Genomic DNA, 22741 nt, shown 5'->3' with positions numbered 1-22741 from the left:
CTTCTTTTTTATGTAAAATCATTATTTACAAAAAATGATTAAATGTCTTGTATGGAGGGAAAGAGTGTTAACAGGAAGCTTTACTATATCATCGTAGAGTTATCTAAAAACCATACAAAGTACAGGAGTGTCGTTTTCGTGAGTTCAACAAAGAAAGCTGTATTTATCAGTTCCATTATTTTAAATGTCCTTTTCATAGGTGTTTTTGCTTTTTATGCAACAAGCAGCAGCGCGATGAAAAATCCGCTGTCATCTAAGGGTTCGTCTAAGCAAAGCTATAGAGACAATCCTTATTACATTGAACGGACTACTTTGTTCAAGCAATTAAGTATTCCTAAAGAGTCCATCGTATTTCTCGGTGATAGCATTACCCAGCGCTCTGAGTGGAGCGAACTTTTTCATAATAAGCAGATTGTCAATCGAGGCGTAGCCGATGATACAACTGAAGGGGTATTGCATCGTTTAAAAAGCATTACAGATGCTAAGCCAAAAAAGATTTTCTTAATGATTGGCATTAACGATTTAAATGAGCAAAAATCTGTAAAACAAACCAAAGCCAATTACGCTGAAATTCTTGAGCGTATTCATAAAGAATCACCGAATACAAAAGTTTATATTCAAAGTGTACTGCCCGTGAACAATAAAAAATGCGGCGACGCAGTGGACAATAAAGATGTGATAGCATTAAATAACTATTTAGAGCGTCTAGCTAAGAAACACAGTGATTCTTACATTGACCTGTATTCGAAAGTATCCAAAAACAATCAGTTAAAAAGTAGTTTCACGGTGGACGGTCTTCATTTAAAAGGCCAAGGCTATGCTGTTTGGAAACAAGAAGTTCAGTCATACGTAAACCAATAAAAAAGGCGCTCCGGAAGGAGCGCTTTTTTTAGATAAGCTCTGGTAAATGTTTTTTAGCATCGTATTCGACAAGAGCATCATCGTTTTTAATGCGGTGTAAATAATCAGGATTTGAAATTAGCGGGCGGCCAATAGCAGCTACGTCGATCCAGCCGGCTTGAAGCGCTTTTTCAGCTGATTCAGGCGTTAAATCACCCACGCCGATAATTGGTCCATCCCAGTACTTACGCGTGATTTCATAAAGGTTTTGGCCGTTTTGGACATCTTCGTAAAAATCAAGCATAGACGGGTGAATAATCTCAATGCCTGTTTCTTTAAAAGCTTTTGTATACGTTTGAATGGCTTTTTCGGTATCATCCCAGCGATAGTCTGGTTTATCAAGCTTATGAGGAGAGAAGCGAATCACAACGCGTTCTTTTCCGATAGCGTCAATAACAGCAGAAATCACTTCTTTCATAAACGTTAATCGCTGTGCAAGGTCGCCTCCGTATTCATCGGTGCGTTTGTTAGACCAGTCTGAATTAAATTGATCAATTAAATAGCCGTGAGCACCGTGAATTTCAACGCCGTCAAAGCCTGCTTCAATGGCATTTTTAGCTGCTTGAGCGTACTGTCCTACAACTTCTTTAATATCTTCTTTTGACATTTCTTCAGGCTCTTCGTACGGCTTGCGGAAACGAGGCACTTGACCTTGTGCTGCAATAGCAGAAGGGGCCTGAGGTTTATGCCCATTGATTAACCCGGAATGACTCAAGCGGCCAACGTGCCAAATTTGAGCGATAATCGTGCCGCCTTCTTCATGAACAGCTTCTGTTACAGGCTTCCATGAATCAATTTGTTCTTGTGTATAGATACCGGGAACGCCAGGATTTCCTTTTGCGCGTTCGCTGATAACAATTCCTTCACTAATAATTAAGCCAATACCATCCTTTGCGCGGCGGCGGTAGTAGTCTACAACGTCTTGACCGACTACGCCTGTCTCTGGATCAGCAAAGCATCGTGTCATCGGTGCCATTGCTGTACGAGTGTGTAAATCAAATGCTTCAATGTTTGTTGGTTGGAATAATTTTTCAAATTTACTCATTTTATGTTCAGCTCCTTAAGAGGAAAGTATAGCTGCGAACGTTTTTGCAGCGGATTCAGTTTATTGTAACAGGGGATTTGTTTTATCTTCAAACATTTCGACTTCCAAAAAATGATCACAAAAAAAGCCGGCTGTTTTGACAGCCAGCTTTTACAATATTAATGCTGTTTGTTAGGAAGTTTTTTCTCCGGGTGGCCAGTAGCTTGACCCTGCTTATTTTTACGCTGCTTTTCTTGATTGTCGTTCAGCTTTTGAACAAATTGATTTGTGTTTTCCATTATCCATACCTCCTTTATGAGCTTTCCCTGTTACTATAACCCATTGCACTCAAAAACATGACGCCAATCCGCTAAAAGCAGCTCCGTATATACACCGGTATATAGAAATTAACAGGAAAATCGTGTATACTGTTGTAAAAATAACGTTAATGTTTCGTGAGTTTATAATTTCTTATTCATTCATGAACAAGAAAAGGTGTTACGCAATGAGTGATTTTTTTAGCGGGAAAGAAATGTCGTTTATTTTAATTTTGACATTCAGCGTGTACATATTTGTCTGGAATGTGCCCCTTCAGGCGACCAATGCCATGATGATTTACTTTATCCTGCTGTTTTTGTATACAGTCAGTAAGCTGCTTTTTTCTCCTCAGTTCCGACAATTTCCGCTTGTTAAGGTGCTATTGGCCATTTTATTTGTTCTTATGCTAGCTGAAATAATCGTTGCTTACAGCACTCATAGCATAAAGATTACAGATTTACATCATATTTTCGATTATTTCAGTCATATGGATTTGTATTCATAATTTTTTTGAATAGCTTTGTTAACATGCTTTCGCAAACTATGGGTCTCTTATTTTTGAACATACAAGACGGTGAAAAAGCAGGGCATATTGTATATAAAGCTTAAGAAACGCCTCTATTCTTCATCTTTTTCTCTTTTAAAGGAGTAGGAGGTCTTTGTTCATGACCGTGCTCTTTCAAAAATTAACTATCGTTCATTGTACGCTTAGTAAGATGAGTATACTAATCATTGGCGTATATACCGTTTGTACATGGCTGTTTTAATGCGAAAAAGGTGCACATCAGTGCACCTTTTCTTTATGAATGTTGCTTCACTACGTGATTGATAATTTGCTCGGCTGCTGCAGCCGGTCCAGATGCCTGCTGGAAACTTGCGTTGATTTCTTTAATTCCTTTTTTATAGGAGTCGTCGCGGACAACTTCGTCAACGGCACTTCTTAAAAGAGAGGCGTTTACCGTTTCTTTTGCTAAGCGATACCCGGCGTTTAGTTCCACGAGCCTTTGAGCAACGATCGGCTGATCTTTGCCATGAGGTAAAACGACTAACGGTACGTTAAAATGAATAGCTTCGTTTACGCTGTTCATGCCTCCGTGCGTGATAAAAACGTCCGCTTCTTTTAACACGTCAAGCTGAGGAACATAGGGCAAAATAATAAAATGCTCTGGCGCTTTTTTAATTCTTTTAAAATCGGCCCGGTCTCCTGCTGCAATCACAACTTTTCCATCAAAATCGCTAAATGCGTCGATGCAAAGGTTGAAAAAGCCTTCTACGTCATGAAGTACCGTTCCCATTGAAATATAAAGAACTTTTTCGTCTTTCAGCTTTTCTAACTTAAAATCATGAGAGCGGTGACGCTTTGGAAAGCTTGGCCCAATAAATAAACACGAGTCATCAAAATGTTCATGAAGAGGCTGGAAAAAGCGGCTTGTGTACACGACCGTTAATTCGCCTTCATTGTTCATAAATTGAAGCAGATTTTTAGGTTCTACGCCAAACTGATTTTTAAGCAGGCTGAGCCCGTACTGAGCTTGTTCATCCGGCTTAAATGGAACGCCTGAATCAGGATGAAGAGGCATCATTGCTAAGCGGTCTTTCGGCATTAAAAAAGAAGCAGATGATACAATGCCAGGGATCCGCAAATAATCACGCACTAATTCGCCTGCTCCAAACTTGTCGTAAAACACAAAATCAAATTCAATTTTTTTTGATAATATATGAACAAGCTTCAGCGTATCTAAAGACGTTTGGATGTGGATGTTTAAAAAAGCGTTGATTCCTTGAGGAGTTTCAGGCTTGATGGATACACCGCTTAATAAGTCTGGGTGAATGTGTACGATAGCCCCGGCGTTTTCAAGGCGCTCTTTAAAACGCTCGGCCGTAATGTAATGAACTGTATCACCTCGGTCTGAAAAAGCTTTTACCATTCCAAGCGTTGGGTTTACGTGACCTTCAGCGGGAAAGTTGATCATTAAAATGTTTGCCATTTTTTCACTTCACTTTCGGTAAGATTTCTTCAAGCGTAATCAAATATAAGGAAGTTGACAACTAATTTGGTTAGCGCATTTATTTTTTGAAGCCCTGCCTTTGTGTATAAAATGTGAAAAAATATAACTTTTTTCCTAAAAAATAACATAATTAAACTGAGTTTATGATAGAATTTTGAGAGCACTAGAGAGAAAGAATCATTTTTGGAGGTTGCTATTTTGAGTACGTTATCAACAAATTCAGAACCGGTTTTAAAGCCTAAAAAGAAAAAAGAGTTTACTTACTTCACATTGCTTCTATTTATCGTGTTGGGCTTTGGACTGCAAATCATAGCCGGAATTGGAGTAGCTATTTACGATGAAGTTATGGGTTCAAATATGACAGGAATTTTATTAGAAGGCCCATATGCTCTGCTTGTAGACGCGGCATTTTTTCTAGGGGTTGCGGTGCTTTATAGACCTGTGCGCAGATTTTTAAAACCTATGTGGAACGTCTCGGTATTAAAAGAAGGGAAAACGTATGTATATATTGTGGTAGGCTTTTTAATTGTAGCCGCGGTGCAGTACGTGATGCTTTCATTTTTAAACGTAGAAAGCGCAGATCAGCAGCAAAAAGATTTAAATCAAGGCAGTTTTAATCAAACGCAGCTTTCAAGCTGGATATTTTTTATAAGTGTAGCAGTTATCACGCCTATTAAAGAAGAGCTGCTTTATAGAGGTGTTTTATGTGGTTTCTTAACCAAACGCCATCACGTGCTTGTGGGCATTTTCGTTTCCGCTCTTGTATTCGGTCTTTTACATATTGGCTTTCCGATTACAGCTACCGTCATGGGACTTGTTTTCGCCATTATTTATTATCGAACAAAATCTATTTTCCCATCTATGATTTTACATATGCTGTGGAATGGATTAGTGAGTATAACCGTGTTCTTTTAAAAGAGGGTAAAACAAAGTAGTTTCGTTGAGGGAAAATCCGAACAATTCATCGTTCGGATTTTTTTATTGGTAGGATGAATCTAAGTTTCATGCATGTAGCTTCCTTCTAGCTGTTGATTGGATGGATTTCGTTATGTCTCAATTTCTTTTTATTTCGATAAAGACGCCGAATGCTTTACGCGAATTTTCCCAACTATTAATAACCCAAGAGGGTAAAATAGTCCAAATAACAGACTGTACGGAATCCACGTATCTCTGTCCCACGTTTGTTCATAGGGAATGCTTGGATACACGATAAGTGAAAATGTAACGGCAATAATGCCTAGCGGAAGAGTTAAAATTCGGTAGTTTTTTAATTCAAGAATTTGAGCGAGTCCGGAAACGGTCGCATAATAGTAGAGAGACGTTTTGAAATAAAGAGATAAAAACCACATAATGGCCATGATTACTTCAATATTTTTCAGAAAATCGGCAACTTCGATACGCCTTGCAAGCTCATAGCTCGGATATAAAGCGATACGTGTATACGTATTTCCAAGTACAAGAATGCCAAGTAATAAAATAATAATCATAATGCCTCCGCCGATTAAGCTTCCTGTAAAAAAAGCGCGGTTTCGCTGATCAGGTTCCCCTACGTGAGCAGGGAAAACGGTCAGCAATACAATAAAAGTGAGAGACGTAATACTTGTAAAGACCAGAATAGATCTAATAATAGGCTTAACGCCTACCTCTAACAAAGGCTGCAAATTCTCATAATGAATTTGAGGGAAGATCGAAAAAACTAAGATTAAAAACGGAATAACAAACCAAGGAAAGAGAATTTCAGCACAGCGGGCAATCGTTTCAATGCCAAGACGAACGCCGACAATCACAATTCCCATAAACAAAATATGAACAGCAAGCATAGGCGTTTGAATAATAATGCGAGTCGTTAGAAATGAGCCCACGTAAAACAAAACTTGACTGCAAAAAAGAAGAGTAGAAGCGACAAATAAAAGAGAGAAAAACTTTCCTAGCCACTTGCCTAAAATGGCTTCGTTTAGTTCTACAAGGGTTTTATTCGGATAAAGGCTAGAAAGTTTGATATACATCCATACAAGAAAAACGCCTACACCTACGCCCAAAATGGCTGGAATCCATGCCTCTTGTTTAGAATCAGCCGTTAAGCTTCCAGGTACGACTAAAATAGTGTCGCCTAAACTATAAAAAATCACGAGTATTCGAAACTGTGCTGCGGATAATTTTATCTGACTATGCACGTTGTTCACTTCCTTTTACTTCAACAGACTGAACAAAAAATCACTAAAAGGTTTTAATAAAAAAGCAATGCCGTCTCCAGGGTTAGGGATTTCCACACCGCCATATTTTAAACTAACAATTAAAATACTTACTATGAACAAACTCCAAAAAATTCGCTTTTCTCTTTGACTGTTCACTTTTTTTAAATAAGGTATTTCTACTAAACAAACAGCTGCACAAAGTAAAAAAATCCCTAAAAATATAAGCATGTATCAACCTCAATTAGTAACCCTTCAAAAATAATGAAGGGATGTTAAAGACGCCTGTGTTTCAAAAATAGTATCACCCAAAATGGCTTCATTTATGAAAAGTAAGACTAAAGGCAGTGCAAAACCGTGTTATAATGACCAAGTTGAGCGTTATAATAGAGAAAAAACAGCATGATTACAAACAAGTAGATACATAACAAGGTAAGGATGGGAGAGAGATAGATGGCAGACGAATTCAAAAAAATGCTAGATGACAAAGAAAAGGTACAGCTTATGATCGCCGCCGTTGTCATGCTCGGAGGCCTGGTCGTTTTGTTAAAAAGCGTTGCAACGGGTCAGGCAATGGGCCAAAAATGGCTAGAAAGTAAAGGGAATGTAGACACAGATCTGTATGTTGAAACGGTAAAAAGCTACATACACCTGTATCAAATTGTGGGTGGCGTGATGTTTGGAGGAGGCCTTCTCACGTTACTTCGTGCTAAACTAAAGAAATAAAGCGGCAGCAAAATAAAAGATCATAGTCCAAAAGAAGTGTCATATCTTTTTAATAACTTAAAAAATAGTGAAAAGGAGTTATGTATGAATAATGAAGAAAATACACCGGCTTATCATCTGTTTATGATGATAGGAGCGCTTGCTATGCTGATTTTTGGTGTTGTCGGTTTCTTTATTCAGTATCCTGCTACGTTAAGTTTTGTGATGTGCATTGGCGGAAGCATCATATTTTTGCTGCATTTATTTGAATATATGAAACCTAAAAATGAACTATAGCATCTTCAAACGAGGAAATCTAGAAGCAAAGGAAGATGAGAAATGCAGAAACATCGTACGTACGAAACGCTAGTTGATCTTTATCAAAAAAGCGCAAAAATTCATTATGAAATCGATTATCGAGATAAAAAATCTGTAAAAAAAGGAAACCGAGCTGCAGAAGATATGAAAAAAATTGCGCAGCTCATTCATTTATACTATCCAGGCATGCTCTTTGAATTTTCAACACTGCTGACGAATCCTACTTATCGAATTGACCTATGGGCTGCACATCATATTTTAGAAATTATGAGCTATTCACCAATGCTTGAGGACAACGCGCTTTCCGTCATTGAACGCTACGCCGACGAAAATGATTTTACGGCTTTAGGGAATCGCATGTGGTTAGGTCAGTGGAGAGAAAAACAGCGCTAAAACCCATATAGGCAAACAAGAATAACTAAAAGGAAGATAGATATATGAGTTTACGTACATTAAAGAATGGTATAGGCGTCACCATTCGAGAAGCAGAATCAAAAGACGCAGAGAAAATGATTGCTTTTTACAATCGAGTGGGAGGAGAAAGTGATTTTCTTTCATTTGGAGAAGGGGAGTTTCTTAGACCAGTTTCAGAGTATGAAGTGTTTTTAGCTTCTGTAAAACAAGAGCAAAACTCTCTTATAGTCGTGACTGAAAAAGAAGAGAAAATCATTAGTATTGCATCCATCACCTCGTCTCAAAACCCGCGTAATAAGCATGTGGGTACCCTTGGTATCGTGGTAGAGAATGCTTATAGCGGGCTAGGGCTAGGAAGACAGCTAATGATTGAGCTGATTGAATGGGCACGTATGAATAAACAAACAAAAAAAATCGAACTTGTGACGCGAGAAGATAATCAAAGAGCTATTTCTTTATACAAACAGCTAGGGTTTCAAACAGAAGGATTAAAAGAAAAAGACACCTATATAAATGGCGTCTACTATAATACAATGCTTATGGGTCTTCACTTATAAAAAGAGGCTGAGACAAAAGTATGTTAAGTGAATGAAAATCCGAACGATTCATCGTTCGGATTTTTTCATTGTGGTGATGAACGTAGGCTTCATATAATTGATGTAGTTATATCTCAATCTCTTTTGATTTATTGTTTTCTAGCATCAGCAAATGTACTCATCGCCTCGTTCATGAATTTCGCTAATCCTTTTCCGTAGCGATCGATGTTGGCTGTAAACCGCTCATCTTGTACATACATCTCTCCAAGACCTTTAAAGGCTTCTAATGAATACGTTCCAAAGTTCTTATTTAAAAATTGATACCATTGCTCAATGGCTTTTTGAGCTTCTGTAGAGGATGGTGACAGATCACGCAGAGAAGCTAAGTGAGTGTAGATACTTTCCCATTCGTTTGACATGCGCTGCTGTTCTTCATGTGAAAAGCTTTGTACTTTTTCATTCGCTTCATCTACTCGCTGATTTCCCCAGCGCTTCCGGGCTTCTTCTTCGTATGGGTTATGCGAAAAATCCAGCCCTTTAAACCGCTCTTTTTCGTTCATTTCAATCGCTCCTTTTTCATATTGAATCGTTTTATTAATGGTTGCAATCATTTGATCGAGCCGACTGCGTTTTTCAATCAGCATGTTTTTTTGCAGTATCAACGCTTCTGTGCGATTAAATGTTGGGTCTGTTATAATCTCCTGAATTTGTTTTAAAGGGAAGCCAAGTTCTTTAAAAAATAATATTTGCTGAAGCATATCAAGATTAGCCGGTGAATAAAGCCGGTAGCCGGATTCACTGACAGCATCAGGTTTTAATAGCCCGATTTCATCATAGTGATGCAGCGTGCGGACGCTGATTCCTACTAAGTCAGCCACTTCTTTTACTTTTCTGTTCATTCTTTCATCTCCCTTCTGAAATCTACTATAAAATATAACGCAGCGTAAGGGTCAATACTAAAAAAGAAATAATTGACTTTTAGTTTATATGCATTTATATTTAATTAGCATTAACTATTTATAACATGAAATAAATAAGCAAGCCTGGAGGAATAGATGTGACAAAAAGCAATCAGTATCTTGGGGAGATTCGTTCATCGCTTCAAGTGCTATTTGAAAAAATGCAGCCCGAAATGATGGAGAGCCTAAATGAGCATGAGATGACTCCTACGCAATTATTTGTTCTTTCTTATTTAAAGAAAGTAGGGAGCAGTAAGGTTTCTCAAATTGCAGAGCTAATGGATGTAAAACCGAGCGCCGTGACTCTTTTAGTGGATCGTCTTGAACAGCACAATTTTGTGATAAGAGAACACAATAAAGAAGACAGAAGAGTTGTTGACATTACCTTAACGGAGTTTGGGCATCGCAAACTTGAAGACGTGCTAAATGGTCGAAAAGCCATTATGGACCGCTACCTTTTGCATCTAACAGAAGAAGAGCTTTCCATGATGGCTTCTATTACGAAAAAGCTTGCAACATCAGCTGCTTCTTATAAAGATAAGCAGCAGTAACAAAAAAGAGGAGAGACACACGATGGAAAATCAAAAAAATTCAAAGCGCACGCTTTTATTAATTGGGTTAATTATTGCGATGTTCTTTTCTGCACTTGATGGAACCATTGTCGGAACAGCTATGCCAAGAATCGTAGGAGACCTTGGTGGTTTAAGCATGATGACATGGCTGACAACAGCCTATTTATTAACGTCAACAACGGTTGTTCCGATTGCAGGAAAGCTCGCTGATTTAGTAGGACGCAGAGTAATTTATGTTACAGGACTTATTATTTTTATGGCGGCTTCTGCTTTATGCGGGATGGCAAATAATATGACAGAGCTTATTTTATTCCGTGCATTACAAGGAATTGGCGGCGGCGTTATGATGCCGATGGCAATGATTGTAATCGGTGATTTATTTACAGGAAAAGCACGAGCAAAGTTTCAAGGAGTATTCGGAGGAATTTATGGTCTTGCTTCTGTCATCGGTCCGCAAATTGGCGGATGGATTGTTGATTCATTGAACTGGAAATGGGTGTTTTACATTAACTTGCCGGTAGGGATACTCGCTACCGTTTTTATTGCGCTCGGACTTCAAGGAAAAAAACATACAGGACCTGTTAAATTCGATGTAGCTGGTATGTTCACAATGGTTATCGGAGTAGTAAGCTTGCTTCTTGCCCTGAGCTTTGGAGGAAAAGATTACGACTGGAACTCTTGGCAGATTATTAGTTTGTTTGCACTTGCTGTTGCTGGGATTATAAGCTTTATTATTGTGGAAACGAAAGCTAAAGAACCAATTCTTCCGATGTATTTATTTAAGAACCGAACGTTTACGCTTTTAAATATCATTGGCTTTTTTATGAGCATTGGTATGTTCGGAGCTATTACATTTGTTCCGTTCTTTATGCAAGGAATCGTTGGAGTCAGCGCCTCAGAATCAGGTACCATTATGACACCAATGATGATTTCAATGATTGTAACGAGTATTATTGGAGGTCAGCTTGTTTATAAAGTTGGAATCAAGCCTCAAATCGTTACGGGTATGCTCATTATGGCAGGAGGGTTCTTCTTGTTAACAACATTAGACCTTCATACTAGCAAGCTTGTTGCTACTTCTTATATGGCCGTAATCGGTTTAGGAATGGGTCTTGTAATGCCAATTTTAACGCTTGCTCTTCAAGAAAGCTTTTCAAAAGAAGAGCTCGGTGTTGTTACATCATCAAGTCAATTTTTCCGTTCAATTGGAGGAACGTTCGGTATTACCATTTTAGGAGCGATAATGAACGCCAAATCAGGTACGCTTCTTACTGACAAACTCGTTCCATATTTAAACTCATTGCCTGCTCAAGCAAGCGCTTTTGCCGACGGGTTCAAAAAAGCGATTGATACGAATCCTGAAAGTGTGCTGCAGATGCTGTTTAGTCCTGAGGCGCTAAAGAGTATTCCAGCTGCGCTTTCAGACAGCATTGTGCCTATTTTGAAGACCTCGCTAATGAGCGCATTGCACAGCGTCTTTTTCATGGGCTTAGCTTTTATTATTTTAGGAGCGGTATGCACATTGTTCTTAAGACAGATCAAGCTTTCAAATAAAAAAGCCGAAGAAAAACCAGAAGAAGGCATTGCTGAAGTAGAGCCATCACATTAAAAAAAGCGCACAAATTTGTGCGCTTTTTTTCTATATTAACTAGTTGTTTCATTAGGCTTGCGAAGAAAAGGGGATTGTTTAGACGTGTCATACGAAATTTGATTAAGCAAATACGATAAATATAAGTTCAGTTCAAACCGATCTTCCGACACAAAATCTGTAAGCGCTTGCTTATTATCTTTCCACATAGTAATTCCTCCTTAATTTTACATACTAATGAATGGATTTAATATCAGAAAGCAAAAGGGAAACAACGGCTTCATTTTCGTCTTTTACGGATAGAATTTGCTGATGGAGATTTAAGTTGTGCACGCGGCCTTTGCACGTTTGCAACGTTCCATCTTTATAGTAAGAAACAGTTATCGTCCCACTTTTCGTTAATTCTCGTAAAAACATTCAAGAAGCCTCCTTAAAAAAGATTACCTGATTTAAAAGCCAGTCCTTTCATTTGAGATGAGCAAAAGGGAATGGTATGTACTGCAAGCTTCCCTTTATATTCTTCACCGTGTATGAATGGATAAAAGGTTGCTAGCTCACCTATAAACTGTCCTAAATTTCAGAATATACTGTCTTTTGCGTATAGTGTTTTTTAAAAGGATTGATGTTACATTTATTATGTAACATTCTGATGAGAAAGAAAACCGTTTCTACAAAACTTCTCTAAAAATTACAAAATATTCATATTCGTGTGAAGGATGTAGAATGAGCAGATATGGAAGTAACTGCATTTGTAAAAAACGTAACGACAGCTTCAATTATTAATGATCTTAATACTAGTTATCAATTATATGTATTTTACTAATTTATTCTTCTCCGATAAAATGCAGGTAGACGAATTTGATAAGAATTTTCTAATGATTTATATAATTAAATTTGATATAATCTATAGGAATAATAATGTATGAAGGGAAACATCATTGATTAATTAGACACAGGTATTACATGTTGTTGAAGATGATTCGTAAAAGCATACATATTTAAATTATATATTTTTGTGAGGTGGACAGTGTTGCAACTTAAGGTAGTAAACAGCCCTTTTAATCAAGAACAAGCAGATTTGCTTAATCGCCTTCTGCCGACATTAACAGAAGCACAAAAAATGTGGTTGAGTGGTTATTTAACAGCATCTCAATCTACGTCTGCCGAAGGAACGCCAGACGTTTCTACAGCAGCGCCTGCTCAGGCGGAGCAGACGATTTCAAAAGACGTAACGATTCTTTACGGATCACAGACAGGAAATGCTCAAGGTCTTGCTGAAAATACAGGCAAAACGCTTGAAGCAAAAGGTTTTAATGTAACTGTATCTTCTATGAATGATTTCAAACCAAATAATTTAAAGAAACTTGAAAATTTATTAATTGTTGTAAGTACACATGGAGAAGGAGAGCCGCCTGATAACGCGCTATCTTTCCACGAATTTCTTCACGGCCGTCGAGCGCCAAAGCTTGAGAATTTCCGTTTTTCTGTCTTGTCGCTTGGAGACAGCTCATACGAATTTTTCTGTCAAACAGGGAAAGAATTTGATGTGCGCTTAGCAGAACTTGGCGGTGAAAGACTGTATCCGCGCGTTGACTGTGATTTAGATTTTGAAGAGCCCGCAAATAAATGGCTTAAAGGTGTTATTGACGGATTAAGCGAAGCGAAAGGACACAGCGCTTCGGCAGCTGTTCCGGCGGAAGCTCCTGCAGGAACTTCCCCGTACTCAAGAACAAATCCTTTTAAAGCAGAAGTGCTTGAGAACTTAAACTTGAACGGCCGCGGATCAAATAAAGAAACGCGACACTTAGAACTATCTCTAGAAGGTTCAGGTTTGACGTATGAACCAGGAGACAGTTTAGGTATTTATCCTGAAAATGATCCTGAGCTTGTTGATCTTCTTCTTAACGAATTCAAGTGGGATGCGAGTGAAAGTGTAACGGTTAATAAAGAAGGAGAAACGCGTCCTCTTAGAGAAGCGCTACTCTCTAATTTTGAAATTACCGTGTTAACAAAGCCGCTTTTAAAGCAAGCAGCTGAGCTTACTGGAAATGATAAATTAAAAGCGCTTGTAGAAAATCGCGAGGAATTAAAAGCATACACACAAGGCCGTGATGTAATTGACTTAGTTCGTGACTTCGGCCCATGGAACGTATCAGCACAAGAGTTTGTAGCTATTTTACGCAAAATGCCAGCGCGCCTTTATTCAATTGCAAGCAGCTTGTCAGCAAATCCTGACGAAGTTCATCTAACAATTGGAGCGGTACGTTACGAAGCGCATGGACGCGAGCGTAAAGGTGTTTGTTCAGTCCTATGTTCAGAACGTTTGCAGCCAGGTGATACGATTCCTGTATACCTTCAAAGCAATAAAAACTTTAAGCTTCCTCAAAACCAAGAAACGCCGATTATTATGGTGGGACCTGGTACAGGTGTGGCTCCGTTCCGCTCATTTATGCAAGAGCGTGAAGAAACAGGAGCAAAAGGTAAGTCATGGATGTTCTTTGGAGATCAGCACTTTGTAACAGACTTCCTTTACCAAACAGAGTGGCAAAAGTGGTTAAAAGACGGCGTGCTAACGAAAATGGACGTGGCGTTTTCACGCGATACTGAAGAAAAAGTATACGTACAAAACCGTATGCTTGAACATAGTAAAGAATTATTCCAGTGGTTAGAAGAAGGCGCATCTTTTTATGTGTGCGGAGATAAAACAAATATGGCACGCGACGTGCACAACACGCTAGTTGAAATTGTTGAAACAGAAGGCAAGATGAGCCGCGAAGAGGCGGAAGCTTACCTTGCTGAAATGAAGAAACAAAAACGTTATCAGCGTGATGTATACTGAGGATTGAAAGGAGATTTTCAACATGGTAAACAAAATTTTAAAAGCGCCCGAAGGTCCTCCAAGTGACGTTGAGCGCATAAAAGATGAAAGTAATTATTTACGCGGTACATTAGGAGAAACAATGCTAGACCGCATCAGCTCAGGTATTTCTGAAGACGATAATCGTTTGATGAAGTTCCACGGAAGCTACTTACAAGATGATCGAGATCTTCGTAATGAACGTCAAAAACAAAAGCTAGAGCCAGCTTACCAATTCATGCTTCGCGTTCGTACGCCAGGCGGTGTTTCAACACCAGAACAGTGGCTAGTGATGGATGATTTAGCACAAAAATACGGAAATGGAACGTTAAAGCTGACAACTCGTCAGGCGTTCCAAATGCACGGAATTTTAAAGTGGAACATGAAGAAAACGATTCAAGAAATTCATGCTTCTTTATTAGACACAATTGCAGCTTGCGGAGATGTAAACCGTAACGTAATGTGCAATCCGAATCCATATCAGTCAGAAGTGCACGCTGAAGTATTCGAATGGTCAAAAAAATTAAGTGATTATTTATTGCCTCGTACAAGAGCGTACCACGAACTTTGGCTAGATGAAGAGAAAGTCATTAGCACACCGGAAGTGGAAGAAGAAGTGGAACCAATGTACGGTCCGCTCTATTTGCCAAGAAAGTTCAAAATTGGCGTAGCTGTGCCACCTTCTAACGATATTGACGTGTATTCACAAGACCTTGGCTTTATTGCCATTTTAGAAGACGAGAAGCTTGTTGGATTTAACGTAGCAATCGGCGGCGGTATGGGTATGACGCACGGGGATAAAGCAACTTACCCTCAGCTTGCAAAAGTGATTGGCTTCTGCCGACCTGACCAAATTCTAGAAGTAGCGGAAAAAGTCATTACGATTCAACGTGATTATGGAAACCGCTCTGTGCGTAAAAACGCGCGTTTTAAATACACGGTTGATCGTCTTGGATTAGAAACGGTAAAAGAAGAGCTTGAAAACCGTCTGGGCTGGAGCTTAGACGAAGCAAAATCTTATCACTTTGATCATAACGGAGACCGCTACGGCTGGGAAAAAGGTGTGAAAGGAAAATGGCACTTTACTCTTTTTGTTCAAGGTGGACGTATTGCTGACTTTGAAGACTATAAGCTTATGACGGGTCTTCGTGAAATTGCAAAAGTTCATAGCGGTGATTTCCGTTTAACGGCTAATCAAAATTTAATTATCGCGAACGTATCCACTCAAAAGAAAAAGCAAATTAGTGACTTGATTGAACAGTATGGATTAACAGACGGCAAGCATTATTCGGCTCTTCGCCGCAGCTCATTAGCTTGCGTATCGCTTCCGACTTGCGGGCTTGCGATGGCAGAAGCTGAGCGTTATCTTCCAGTTCTTGTTGAGAAGATTGAAGCAATTGTAGATGAAAACGGCCTTCGCGATAAAGAAATCACGATTCGTATGACGGGCTGTCCTAACGGCTGTGCGCGTCCTGCTTTAGGTGAAATTGCTTTTATTGGTAAAGCGCCGGGTAAATACAATATGTACCTTGGAGCAGCATTTGACGGCAGCCGTTTAAGCAAAATGTACCGTGAAAATATCAGTGAAGAAGAAATTTTAAATGAACTGCGCGTCTTACTTCCTCGCTATGCAAAAGAAAGAGAAGAAGGCGAGCACTTTGGTGACTTTGTCATCCGCGCTGGAGTAATTGAAGCTGTAACAGACGGCACGAATTTCCACGCATAATACGTATGAAGGGACTTTTCTAACTTACAGAAAAGTCCCTTTTTCTATTTTAGTATTCTCTAACAAATACAGCTACTCCAAATACCCCTAATCTTTCAGCAGTAATTTGTTCAAAGCCGTTGTCAAGTAAACAATGAGCTGCAGTGCGGTAGCGCTGACCTTGAGCTAACAAACGTCCGCAAGGATTTGCGCGGCCAATTACCGTTGCTTCTACGATGGTACGAGGAGCTTGTCTATCCAAAGGATTTCGCTCCCACAGAATTGTCACCACATCCGGAGGACGCGGAATAGATACATTACCCGTGTGTTCATGCATAGCCATCACCTCCTTACCCTATAGTAAATGCAAAAAACGCCAAACTGCTTGTACACATGCTGATTTTTATTAAAAAAGGCGTTCAACTATGCCCCAGTTAACCACTTTTATGGAAATGAAGGAATCAATAGAAACAGCTGATAGAAAAAAGAATGCTATAATGTAAAAGAAAGGAATTTTCACCAAGGAGGGAGAAACATGCAGCAAAAACGAGTAGCGGTTATTACAGGGGGAGCAAGCGGGATTGGCAAAGAAACTGCCTTAAAGTTCGCGCAAAAAGGAGACGCAGTGGTCATTGCTGATTATGATGAAGGAAAAGGAAAAGAGACTCTTCAAAAAATTGAAGAAGCTGGAGGCCACGCTTTATTTGTGCAAACGGACGTCACCAAGTTTGAAGAAGTGGAAGCACTGATTGAGAAAACGGTGAATACATTTGGACGAATTGATGTGATGTTTAACAATGCAGGGATTGGACGTCCTACATCTATTTTAGATCAAGACTTAGAAGAATATCACCGTATTATTAATGTGAATCAGCACGGCGTTACATATGGGATTATGGCAGCAGGCAGGAAAATGAGAGAGTTAGGTATTAAAGGCGTCATTATCAATACGGCCTCTATTTTTAGCTTCTTAGCCTCACCCGGAACGTATGCTTATCATGCAACAAAAGGAGCTGTTGTGATGATGACAAAATCAGCTGCGCTAGATCTCGCTAAATACGGTATTCGCGTCGTCGCCGTTGCGCCAGGATTTGTTGATACGCCTATTATTCAAGGCTATAAGGACAACGGTATGATTGAAGGAATGAAAGCAAAAACGATGAGCAGAAAGCTCACTAATCCAAAACAAATTGCAGATATGGTTTATTTGCTGTCCTTAGAAGAAGCGGGAGCTGTAAACGGCAGTGTCATCATGGCTGATGATGGGTATGCGGCGTTTAAATAAAACGAAAAAGGATTCTTTTCTTAAAAAGAATCCTTTTTTTATGATGTAGGAGGCAGGGAGCTATAAACAAACGTATCGTGAGCTTTTCCGTTTTGATACATATAGTTTTTTAACACTCCTTCTTGTTGAAACCCGAGCTTTTCAAGCACGTGCTGTGATGCTTTGTTTTCAAGAAACACAACAGCTCCAATCCGCACTAGCTGAAGGGTAGCAAATCCATAAGCCATAACAGCCGAAGCAGCTTCCGAAGCATAGCCGTGACTCCAGTGCTGAGGGTGTAGCTCATAGCCAATTTCCGCGCGCTTATGCTTTTGGTTCCACTGATTCAATCCAACTGTCCCGATTAGTTCCCCCGTATCGAGCCGTTCGATTCCCCATCGCAAACCTTTTTGATTTCTGTAGTTTTCAGCAAAAATATCAATCAGCACCAAAGCTTCTTGGAAAGTTGTGAATTTTTCTTGCCCGTAATATTTGATAACTTCTTCCTGAGAAAAGCAGTCAAAGATAGTATCTGCATCCGCTTCTGTTATTTCACGCAGTTTAGTGCGAGGTGTAGAAAGAATAGGAAACATATTTTTCTCCTTTCTATTTTATATAGAAAGATTTCGGCAGCTTGGAAAAAATCCCTTTTATTTTATTTTTCTGTTATAAATTAAGTAGAGATATGAGCTAAATGACTAGGAAAAAGATAGGAACAGCTTCTAAATAACGCAAACAATTTTTATGTAAGGGTAGCAAAAACAGTATACTAAAAAAACAAATAGGACTAGCTGCACGTTTAGCAGCTAGCTTTCCTGTAGCAAAGAACCTATTTTTTGGTTAACTGATTGCGATCTTCAATTTGAGGAGGCTCTTCAAGCCATCCGTTTTGAATCATAATTTTTCCGCCTTCTTTTGCCAAACTGTAAATGTCTTTTGCAAGCTGTAGCATCTTTAATGGCAAATCACTTCTTAAACTAAAGGCTCCTCCTAAGGCGTTACTCCCCAGACCGAACGTACTCAAAAGACTCGTATTGTACATCATCAGCTTATCTGAAAAAGGAGGAACGGTTGAATTCGTCGCTTTTCCAGCATGAGTAGCCGGAGGTTCTATGTAGCTATGGCGTAAAATATCACCTAATTCTGTTTCAATTTTCTTCGAAAGCTTCATACCCCTGACAAAATGCTGCTGTGCCTCTTTGTTGTTGGCCACTTGAGCAAAACCAATCATCAGCTGCATTCCTACAAGATTTGTATCAACAGCATGTTGAATAAGTGACACTTCAATGGTATTCAACGATCTTTTTTCGCTAAACCAGCTCAATCCGCCTATATAATTTTGCGCATGGACAAAATGAACTTCCTTCGGCATAGAAACGTATGGGGGTTTTGCGATGACACCCGTTTCTAACAATACTTGTGTGGATTGATTGTATATGTCCTGTGCTTCTGCTGTTGCATCTACAAAGAAATTCCGTATATCTTCTCGGTAAGACATGGTCGAATGCAAAGCAAACAGTCCTGTTTCAATTTGAGACATTAAGCGTATATACATAACTTCAAACATATGGTCGTATAGCTTAGGAACTCCTACATTCACGTCATCTTTCGTAAAACCAATTGGGATAACAGCGCCTTCGTTCTCAAATATTTCTTTTATTTGCGCTACACTTTTTAAAGATCGGCTGTAATATAGCTCAAAAAGTTCTTTGTAATCCTGTTTATCTTCCAGAAAATATTCTAAGAACCTCAAAATCATCGTTTTTTCCTGATAAGTCATCCATAAGTTAGCAAGCTCTGAGGACGTGAGCGGCGGAAGTTTTGATGTGCTCATTGTACACATTCCTCCTGAAAATAGTGATAGGTAAATATGTATAGCTTCCTTAGTATTGCTTTTATTTATAGGAATATTCTTCTTTTTAATTTATTGAAAGACCTCAGTAGCGGTTATTATAGTAGGATAATTGAAGGGAATAAACCTTACCAATAAGTCAGTTGTATGATAACTGATATGAATAAAACTAAGTTTTTCTATTACTTTAAATAATTTGACAATTGTTGTTATTCTTACTATTATGGAAACATAAGTTTTACATATATTGCTAGAGTTCAGCAACACATTCTAGTAGCACTATAAGTAAGGAGCTTACGATGAAGCACATTGTCCAAGCAACAGATCATCCTAGAACGAAAGACACGTTAAAAGAAGATTTACGCAGGTTAGGCATCACACAAGGGATGACTATCATGGTTCATTCTTCACTATCTTCATTAGGGTGGGTAAACGGAGGTTCAGTAGCCGTTGTTCAAGCTTTAATGGAGACTGTGACAGAGGAAGGAACGATCGTGATGCCGTCACAGTCGGTCGATCTTTCGGATCCATCAGAATGGGGCAATCCGGCTGTGCCAAAAGAGTGGTGGGAAACTATTCGGGAAACGATGCCCCCGTATGATCCAGTGTACACACCAACAAGCGGGATGGGACAAATTGTGGAAACTTTTCGAACATATCCTGGCGTAAGAAGAAGCAGCCATCCAATGTATTCATTCGCCGCTTGGGGAAAGGACAGCGAAGACATCTTAAGAGATCATCCCCTTGAATTTAGTTTAGGCGAAAATTCTCCTCTTGAAAGGCTTTACAAAAAACATGCCTTTGTTTTATTATTAGGTGTCGGGTTTGGGAATAATACTTCTTTTCATCTAGCAGAATATCGAATTCCATATCGAAACGTGATTCAAAAAGGATCTCCAGTTATGGATTCAGGAAAGCGAGTATGGAGGACGTATAAAGAATTAGAGTTTCGAGAAGGACTGTTTGAAGAGATAGGTGAAGCGTTTATTGAAGCAAAAGGAATAAAAGTTGAAAAAATTGGTTCAGCACGTGCATACTTCTTTTCAATGCCTAAAGCCGTCGATTTTGCTGACACGTATTTGAAAGCGCTATAGTGAGCAGTTGTATGTTTTCTAAGTTGTCTGTATATCAGACAACTTGAAGTGAGACAAACAAGAGTTTCCGACACGTCTATACTTTATATTAACAAAGCGCAGCAGTCGTTTAAGCAAGATAGTTTACTTTTTATGTTTCTTGTTTCATAATGGCACTTGTCTGTGAATTTATTCAGTCAGGTTGTCTTACAATTATGGAGATAAAAAGCAAGTGTTAAATAAATTCATTAAAAAATTTAAATGTATAGAAAAAAAGGAGAGAATACAATTATGTCACTACGTGATCAAGCACTACATATGCATCAAGAAAAACAAGGTAAGTTAGAAGTTAAATCAAAAGTTGAAGTTCAAAACGCTCAAGATTTAAGCTTAGCTTACTCTCCGGGAGTAGCAGAACCTTGTAAAGAAATTCATGAACATCCAGAAACGGTGTATGATTACACAATGAAAGGAAACATGGTCGGCGTTGTGACAAATGGTACTGCTGTTCTTGGTCTTGGAAACATCGGACCTGCGGCTTCACTTCCCGTTATGGAAGGAAAAGCAATTTTATTTAAAAGCTTTGCAGGCGTAGATGCATTCCCAATTACACTTGATACAACAGATACAGATAAAATTGTTGAAACTGTGAAATTAATGGCTCATACATTCGGAGGCATTAACTTAGAAGATATCGCAGCTCCACAGTGCTTTGAAATTGAAGAGCGCCTGAAAAAAGAAGTAGATATTCCTGTGTTCCATGATGATCAGCACGGTACAGCGATCGTAACAGTAGCAGGACTTGTAAATGCATTAAAAATTGTAAACAAATCAATGGAAGACTTAAAAATTGTCTTAAACGGAGCAGGAGCTGCCGGCATTGCTATTACAAAACTTCTTTATTCTTACGGCGTACGTGACATGATTATGTGTGATACAAGAGGTGCTATTTATGAAGGACGCCCTCAAGGTATGAACAAAGTAAAAGCGGAAGTGGCTTCTTATACAAACGTAAACAAAGAAAGCGGTACGCTAAGCGATGTAATTAAAGGAGCGGATGTATTTATCGGCGTATCTGCAGCAGATGCATTATCTCAAGAGATGGTTAAATCAATGAATGAAGATGCAATTATCTTTGCGATGGCAAATCCTAATCCCGAAATCAAGCCAGACGCTGCAAAAGAAGCAGGAGCGGCTGTTATTGGAACAGGTCGTTCAGACTTCCCTAACCAAGTAAATAACGTTCTTGCATTCCCTGGAATTTTCCGCGGTGCGTTAGACGTTCGCGCTACTCATATTAACGAAGAAATGAAAAAAGCTGCTGTTGAAGCAATTGCAGCCCTTATTACGGAAGAAGAGCTAAACGCAGATTACGTGATACCTGGACCATTTGATCCTCGCGTAGCGCCAGCTGTAGCAGAGTCTGTAGCAAAAGCAGCAATGGATTCAGGCGTTGCCCGTATTACAATTGATCCAGCACGTGTAAAAACACATACAGAACAATTAACAAAAATCGAAAACTAATATAATAACAGATAGAAAATCCCTTTGAAACAGTGTTTCAAAGGGATTTTTATGTTAAAAACCTGCTGTAACCCCAGTGAAATCTAAACGTAACACCATTTCATCTCCCGTATGATGTACAATAGAGAGAAAAGAACCCAGGTTTTGTATCATAAAGGGAGGAACCAAGATGTACACCGTATTTTCAACATTTAATGTACCGGATGAAAAAGCTGAAGAAGTAATTGGAATTTATAAAAATCGTTCAAAATCAGTCGACGAGGCTCCAGGATTTGTAGATTTTCTGCTTCTTCAAAACGATAAGCGAGCAGGGGAACTCACCGTTCAGCTTACATTTGATACGAAAGAGAATTATTTAAGCTGGGTACGAAGCGAAGATTTCAAGCGTATTCATGATTTAGAGAAAAAGTACCCTGATCAAGAACTGGCAGCTGTCATCCCAAAAGTTTCTCAGTACAAAGTGGTGGCACGATGAGTTCACTTCCCGTTAATAAGATCGTCGAAAGAGTAACGGAGAAAATCTACGAGTTAGAACCTTCTTTGCTCGAAAAATTCGGAGAGCGCGGCAAAGAAAGATGCCATGAAGATAATCATTATCATATGAAGTATTTAGAGACAACATATAAGTTAGACAATCTGCAAATTTTTACGGACTATGCCTTATGGTTAAACAATTTACTCACAAGCCGAGGCATGAAAACACAGCATATTATTGATAATTTTAATTTTATACAAGAAGCGCTGTTTGAACTAGATAATTACGGTGATAAACAAGTACAGGCGTATGTGACTTACTTAGAAGAAGCGAATCATATATTGAAGCAACAGCAGCTTTAAAAAGAAGCTAGGACAAAAGTGTTTTAGTTGAAAGAAAATCCGAACGGGTTTGATTCTTGATAAAGAATTCAACCCGTTCGGATTTTTTCATTGG

Annotated in this window: 26 protein-coding genes and 1 pseudogene; 16 read left to right on the top strand and 11 right to left on the bottom strand. The window is 38.9% G+C overall.

The window, feature by feature from the left end:
• Positions 1-138 precede the first annotated feature (138 nt).
• A complete protein-coding gene (locus tag WKH56_RS21880) occupies positions 139-861 on the top strand; it encodes a GDSL-type esterase/lipase family protein (protein ID WP_221832589.1) in 723 nt (240 codons plus the stop codon).
• 28 nt (positions 862-889) lie between these two features.
• Here the strand turns inward: WKH56_RS21880 and WKH56_RS21875 are convergent.
• Both WKH56_RS21875 and WKH56_RS21870 read right to left on the bottom strand, forming a co-directional pair.
• Positions 890-1930, bottom strand: a pseudogene (locus WKH56_RS21875) (alkene reductase); the annotation flags it as partial.
• A gap of 173 nt (positions 1931-2103) precedes the next feature.
• Complete coding sequence (locus tag WKH56_RS21870; RefSeq protein WP_080754499.1) at positions 2104-2223, bottom strand: DUF4023 domain-containing protein; 120 nt, start codon at positions 2221-2223, stop codon at positions 2104-2106.
• A gap of 206 nt (positions 2224-2429) precedes the next feature.
• Between WKH56_RS21870 and WKH56_RS21865 the strand changes: the two genes are divergently transcribed.
• Entirely contained in the window at positions 2430-2747 is a 318-nt protein-coding gene (locus WKH56_RS21865) for a hypothetical protein (RefSeq protein ID WP_028414413.1), read from the top strand.
• A 295-nt stretch (positions 2748-3042) separates the two neighbouring features.
• Here WKH56_RS21865 and WKH56_RS21860 read toward each other — a convergent pair whose 3' ends face one another.
• A complete protein-coding gene (locus tag WKH56_RS21860) occupies positions 3043-4230 on the bottom strand; it encodes a macrolide family glycosyltransferase (RefSeq protein WP_310883936.1) in 1188 nt (395 codons plus the stop codon).
• Between the two features lie 219 nt (positions 4231-4449).
• On the opposite strand from WKH56_RS21860, the gene WKH56_RS21855 reads away from it, so the two are divergent.
• Entirely contained in the window at positions 4450-5166 is a 717-nt protein-coding gene (locus WKH56_RS21855; protein ID WP_033580570.1) for a CPBP family intramembrane glutamic endopeptidase, read from the top strand.
• A 149-nt stretch (positions 5167-5315) separates the two neighbouring features.
• Here WKH56_RS21855 and WKH56_RS21850 read toward each other — a convergent pair whose 3' ends face one another.
• Both WKH56_RS21850 and WKH56_RS21845 read right to left on the bottom strand, forming a co-directional pair.
• Positions 5316-6425 carry a GerAB/ArcD/ProY family transporter gene (locus WKH56_RS21850; RefSeq protein ID WP_048018956.1) on the bottom strand — a complete coding sequence of 370 codons (1110 nt, stop codon included), beginning with the start codon at positions 6423-6425 and terminating at the stop codon, positions 5316-5318.
• A 15-nt stretch (positions 6426-6440) separates the two neighbouring features.
• Complete coding sequence (locus tag WKH56_RS21845) at positions 6441-6674, bottom strand: hypothetical protein (RefSeq protein WP_048018957.1); 234 nt, start codon at positions 6672-6674, stop codon at positions 6441-6443.
• Positions 6675-6896: 222 nt separating this feature from the next.
• On the opposite strand from WKH56_RS21845, the gene WKH56_RS21840 reads away from it, so the two are divergent.
• The 4 genes from WKH56_RS21840 to WKH56_RS21825 all read left to right on the top strand — a co-directional run bounded on the left by WKH56_RS21840 (position 6897) and on the right by WKH56_RS21825 (position 8437).
• A complete protein-coding gene (locus WKH56_RS21840) occupies positions 6897-7169 on the top strand; it encodes a hypothetical protein (protein WP_028414407.1) in 273 nt (90 codons plus the stop codon).
• A gap of 84 nt (positions 7170-7253) precedes the next feature.
• Positions 7254-7445 (top strand): hypothetical protein, encoded by a 192-nt coding sequence (locus tag WKH56_RS21835; RefSeq protein ID WP_014459359.1) that lies wholly within the window; start codon positions 7254-7256, stop codon positions 7443-7445.
• Between the two features lie 42 nt (positions 7446-7487).
• Positions 7488-7859 carry a hypothetical protein gene (locus WKH56_RS21830; RefSeq protein ID WP_013083874.1) on the top strand — a complete coding sequence of 124 codons (372 nt, stop codon included), beginning with the start codon at positions 7488-7490 and terminating at the stop codon, positions 7857-7859.
• Between the two features lie 44 nt (positions 7860-7903).
• The gene (locus WKH56_RS21825) at positions 7904-8437 is read left to right on the top strand and encodes a GNAT family N-acetyltransferase (RefSeq protein WP_048018958.1); all 534 of its coding nucleotides are present in this window, start codon (positions 7904-7906) and stop codon (positions 8435-8437) included.
• Positions 8438-8565: 128 nt separating this feature from the next.
• Here WKH56_RS21825 and WKH56_RS21820 read toward each other — a convergent pair whose 3' ends face one another.
• On the bottom strand, positions 8566-9315 hold the full coding sequence (locus tag WKH56_RS21820; protein WP_048018959.1) for a MerR family transcriptional regulator: 750 nt from the start codon (positions 9313-9315) through the stop codon (positions 8566-8568).
• Positions 9316-9473: 158 nt separating this feature from the next.
• Between WKH56_RS21820 and WKH56_RS21815 the strand changes: the two genes are divergently transcribed.
• Positions 9474-9926 carry a MarR family winged helix-turn-helix transcriptional regulator gene (locus WKH56_RS21815; RefSeq protein WP_048018960.1) on the top strand — a complete coding sequence of 151 codons (453 nt, stop codon included), beginning with the start codon at positions 9474-9476 and terminating at the stop codon, positions 9924-9926.
• A 22-nt stretch (positions 9927-9948) separates the two neighbouring features.
• Complete coding sequence (locus WKH56_RS21810) at positions 9949-11556, top strand: MDR family MFS transporter (RefSeq protein WP_221832593.1); 1608 nt, start codon at positions 9949-9951, stop codon at positions 11554-11556.
• 35 nt (positions 11557-11591) lie between these two features.
• On the opposite strand, the gene WKH56_RS21805 is transcribed toward WKH56_RS21810, so the two are convergent.
• Together WKH56_RS21805 and WKH56_RS21800 are read right to left on the bottom strand one after the other, a co-directional pair.
• Positions 11592-11744, bottom strand: a complete 153-nt coding sequence (locus tag WKH56_RS21805) for a hypothetical protein (RefSeq protein WP_310883935.1) — start codon at positions 11742-11744, stop codon at positions 11592-11594.
• Between the two features lie 25 nt (positions 11745-11769).
• Positions 11770-11952 carry a YolD-like family protein gene (locus WKH56_RS21800; protein WP_013083869.1) on the bottom strand — a complete coding sequence of 61 codons (183 nt, stop codon included), beginning with the start codon at positions 11950-11952 and terminating at the stop codon, positions 11770-11772.
• A 613-nt stretch (positions 11953-12565) separates the two neighbouring features.
• Here WKH56_RS21800 and WKH56_RS21795 point away from each other — a divergent pair.
• Both WKH56_RS21795 and cysI read left to right on the top strand, forming a co-directional pair.
• Positions 12566-14374 carry an assimilatory sulfite reductase (NADPH) flavoprotein subunit gene (locus WKH56_RS21795; RefSeq protein WP_047750521.1) on the top strand — a complete coding sequence of 603 codons (1809 nt, stop codon included), beginning with the start codon at positions 12566-12568 and terminating at the stop codon, positions 14372-14374.
• 22 nt (positions 14375-14396) lie between these two features.
• A complete protein-coding gene (gene cysI / locus WKH56_RS21790) occupies positions 14397-16118 on the top strand; it encodes an assimilatory sulfite reductase (NADPH) hemoprotein subunit (RefSeq protein WP_048018962.1) in 1722 nt (573 codons plus the stop codon).
• A 49-nt stretch (positions 16119-16167) separates the two neighbouring features.
• Here cysI and WKH56_RS21785 read toward each other — a convergent pair whose 3' ends face one another.
• A complete protein-coding gene (locus WKH56_RS21785) occupies positions 16168-16434 on the bottom strand; it encodes a hypothetical protein (protein WP_033580575.1) in 267 nt (88 codons plus the stop codon).
• A 198-nt stretch (positions 16435-16632) separates the two neighbouring features.
• Between WKH56_RS21785 and WKH56_RS21780 the strand changes: the two genes are divergently transcribed.
• The gene (locus tag WKH56_RS21780; protein WP_034270246.1) at positions 16633-17382 is read left to right on the top strand and encodes an SDR family NAD(P)-dependent oxidoreductase; all 750 of its coding nucleotides are present in this window, start codon (positions 16633-16635) and stop codon (positions 17380-17382) included.
• 38 nt (positions 17383-17420) lie between these two features.
• Here WKH56_RS21780 and WKH56_RS21775 read toward each other — a convergent pair whose 3' ends face one another.
• Together WKH56_RS21775 and WKH56_RS21770 are read right to left on the bottom strand one after the other, a co-directional pair.
• Entirely contained in the window at positions 17421-17954 is a 534-nt protein-coding gene (locus WKH56_RS21775; RefSeq protein WP_221832596.1) for a GNAT family N-acetyltransferase, read from the bottom strand.
• A gap of 236 nt (positions 17955-18190) precedes the next feature.
• A complete protein-coding gene (locus WKH56_RS21770; protein WP_045293334.1) occupies positions 18191-19195 on the bottom strand; it encodes a DUF3231 family protein in 1005 nt (334 codons plus the stop codon).
• Positions 19196-19512: 317 nt separating this feature from the next.
• Between WKH56_RS21770 and WKH56_RS21765 the strand changes: the two genes are divergently transcribed.
• The 4 genes from WKH56_RS21765 (at position 19513) to WKH56_RS21750 (ending at position 22647) form a co-directional block, all read left to right on the top strand.
• Positions 19513-20307, top strand: a complete 795-nt coding sequence (locus WKH56_RS21765; RefSeq protein WP_221832600.1) for an AAC(3) family N-acetyltransferase — start codon at positions 19513-19515, stop codon at positions 20305-20307.
• Positions 20308-20577: 270 nt separating this feature from the next.
• A complete protein-coding gene (gene ystJ / locus WKH56_RS21760) occupies positions 20578-21810 on the top strand; it encodes an NADP-dependent malic enzyme (RefSeq protein WP_033580580.1) in 1233 nt (410 codons plus the stop codon).
• A gap of 169 nt (positions 21811-21979) precedes the next feature.
• Positions 21980-22285 (top strand): antibiotic biosynthesis monooxygenase family protein, encoded by a 306-nt coding sequence (locus WKH56_RS21755; protein ID WP_013057785.1) that lies wholly within the window; start codon positions 21980-21982, stop codon positions 22283-22285.
• Entirely contained in the window at positions 22282-22647 is a 366-nt protein-coding gene (locus WKH56_RS21750; protein WP_025751140.1) for a hypothetical protein, read from the top strand. The genes WKH56_RS21755 and WKH56_RS21750 overlap by 4 nt, the downstream gene beginning before the upstream one ends.
• The last annotated feature ends 94 nt before the right edge of the window (positions 22648-22741 follow it).

Source organism: Priestia sp. SB1, assembly GCF_038898415.1.
This window is presented reverse-complemented; position numbering and strand designations above follow the sequence as displayed.

Excerpts from the sequence above, each read along its gene's own strand:
- WKH56_RS21870 (WP_080754499.1), bottom strand. The coding sequence starts at position 2,223 with ATGGAAAACACAAATCAATTTGTTCAAAAGCTGAACGACAATCAAGAA.
- WKH56_RS21865 (WP_028414413.1), top strand. The coding sequence starts at position 2,430 with ATGAGTGATTTTTTTAGCGGGAAAGAAATGTCGTTTATTTTAATTTTG.
- WKH56_RS21860 (WP_310883936.1), bottom strand. The coding sequence starts at position 4,230 with ATGGCAAACATTTTAATGATCAACTTTCCCGCTGAAGGTCACGTAAAC.
- WKH56_RS21845 (WP_048018957.1), bottom strand. The coding sequence starts at position 6,674 with ATGCTTATATTTTTAGGGATTTTTTTACTTTGTGCAGCTGTTTGTTTA.
- WKH56_RS21840 (WP_028414407.1), top strand. The coding sequence starts at position 6,897 with ATGGCAGACGAATTCAAAAAAATGCTAGATGACAAAGAAAAGGTACAG.
- WKH56_RS21835 (WP_014459359.1), top strand. The coding sequence starts at position 7,254 with ATGAATAATGAAGAAAATACACCGGCTTATCATCTGTTTATGATGATA.
- WKH56_RS21830 (WP_013083874.1), top strand. The coding sequence starts at position 7,488 with ATGCAGAAACATCGTACGTACGAAACGCTAGTTGATCTTTATCAAAAA.
- WKH56_RS21825 (WP_048018958.1), top strand. The coding sequence starts at position 7,904 with ATGAGTTTACGTACATTAAAGAATGGTATAGGCGTCACCATTCGAGAA.
- WKH56_RS21820 (WP_048018959.1), bottom strand. The coding sequence starts at position 9,315 with ATGAACAGAAAAGTAAAAGAAGTGGCTGACTTAGTAGGAATCAGCGTC.
- WKH56_RS21810 (WP_221832593.1), top strand. The coding sequence starts at position 9,949 with ATGGAAAATCAAAAAAATTCAAAGCGCACGCTTTTATTAATTGGGTTA.
- WKH56_RS21805 (WP_310883935.1), bottom strand. The coding sequence starts at position 11,744 with ATGTGGAAAGATAATAAGCAAGCGCTTACAGATTTTGTGTCGGAAGAT.
- WKH56_RS21800 (WP_013083869.1), bottom strand. The coding sequence starts at position 11,952 with ATGTTTTTACGAGAATTAACGAAAAGTGGGACGATAACTGTTTCTTAC.
- cysI (WP_048018962.1), top strand. The coding sequence starts at position 14,397 with ATGGTAAACAAAATTTTAAAAGCGCCCGAAGGTCCTCCAAGTGACGTT.
- WKH56_RS21785 (WP_033580575.1), bottom strand. The coding sequence starts at position 16,434 with ATGCATGAACACACGGGTAATGTATCTATTCCGCGTCCTCCGGATGTG.
- WKH56_RS21780 (WP_034270246.1), top strand. The coding sequence starts at position 16,633 with ATGCAGCAAAAACGAGTAGCGGTTATTACAGGGGGAGCAAGCGGGATT.
- WKH56_RS21775 (WP_221832596.1), bottom strand. The coding sequence starts at position 17,954 with ATGTTTCCTATTCTTTCTACACCTCGCACTAAACTGCGTGAAATAACA.
- WKH56_RS21770 (WP_045293334.1), bottom strand. The coding sequence starts at position 19,195 with ATGAGCACATCAAAACTTCCGCCGCTCACGTCCTCAGAGCTTGCTAAC.
- WKH56_RS21765 (WP_221832600.1), top strand. The coding sequence starts at position 19,513 with ATGAAGCACATTGTCCAAGCAACAGATCATCCTAGAACGAAAGACACG.
- ystJ (WP_033580580.1), top strand. The coding sequence starts at position 20,578 with ATGTCACTACGTGATCAAGCACTACATATGCATCAAGAAAAACAAGGT.
- WKH56_RS21755 (WP_013057785.1), top strand. The coding sequence starts at position 21,980 with ATGTACACCGTATTTTCAACATTTAATGTACCGGATGAAAAAGCTGAA.
- WKH56_RS21750 (WP_025751140.1), top strand. The coding sequence starts at position 22,282 with ATGAGTTCACTTCCCGTTAATAAGATCGTCGAAAGAGTAACGGAGAAA.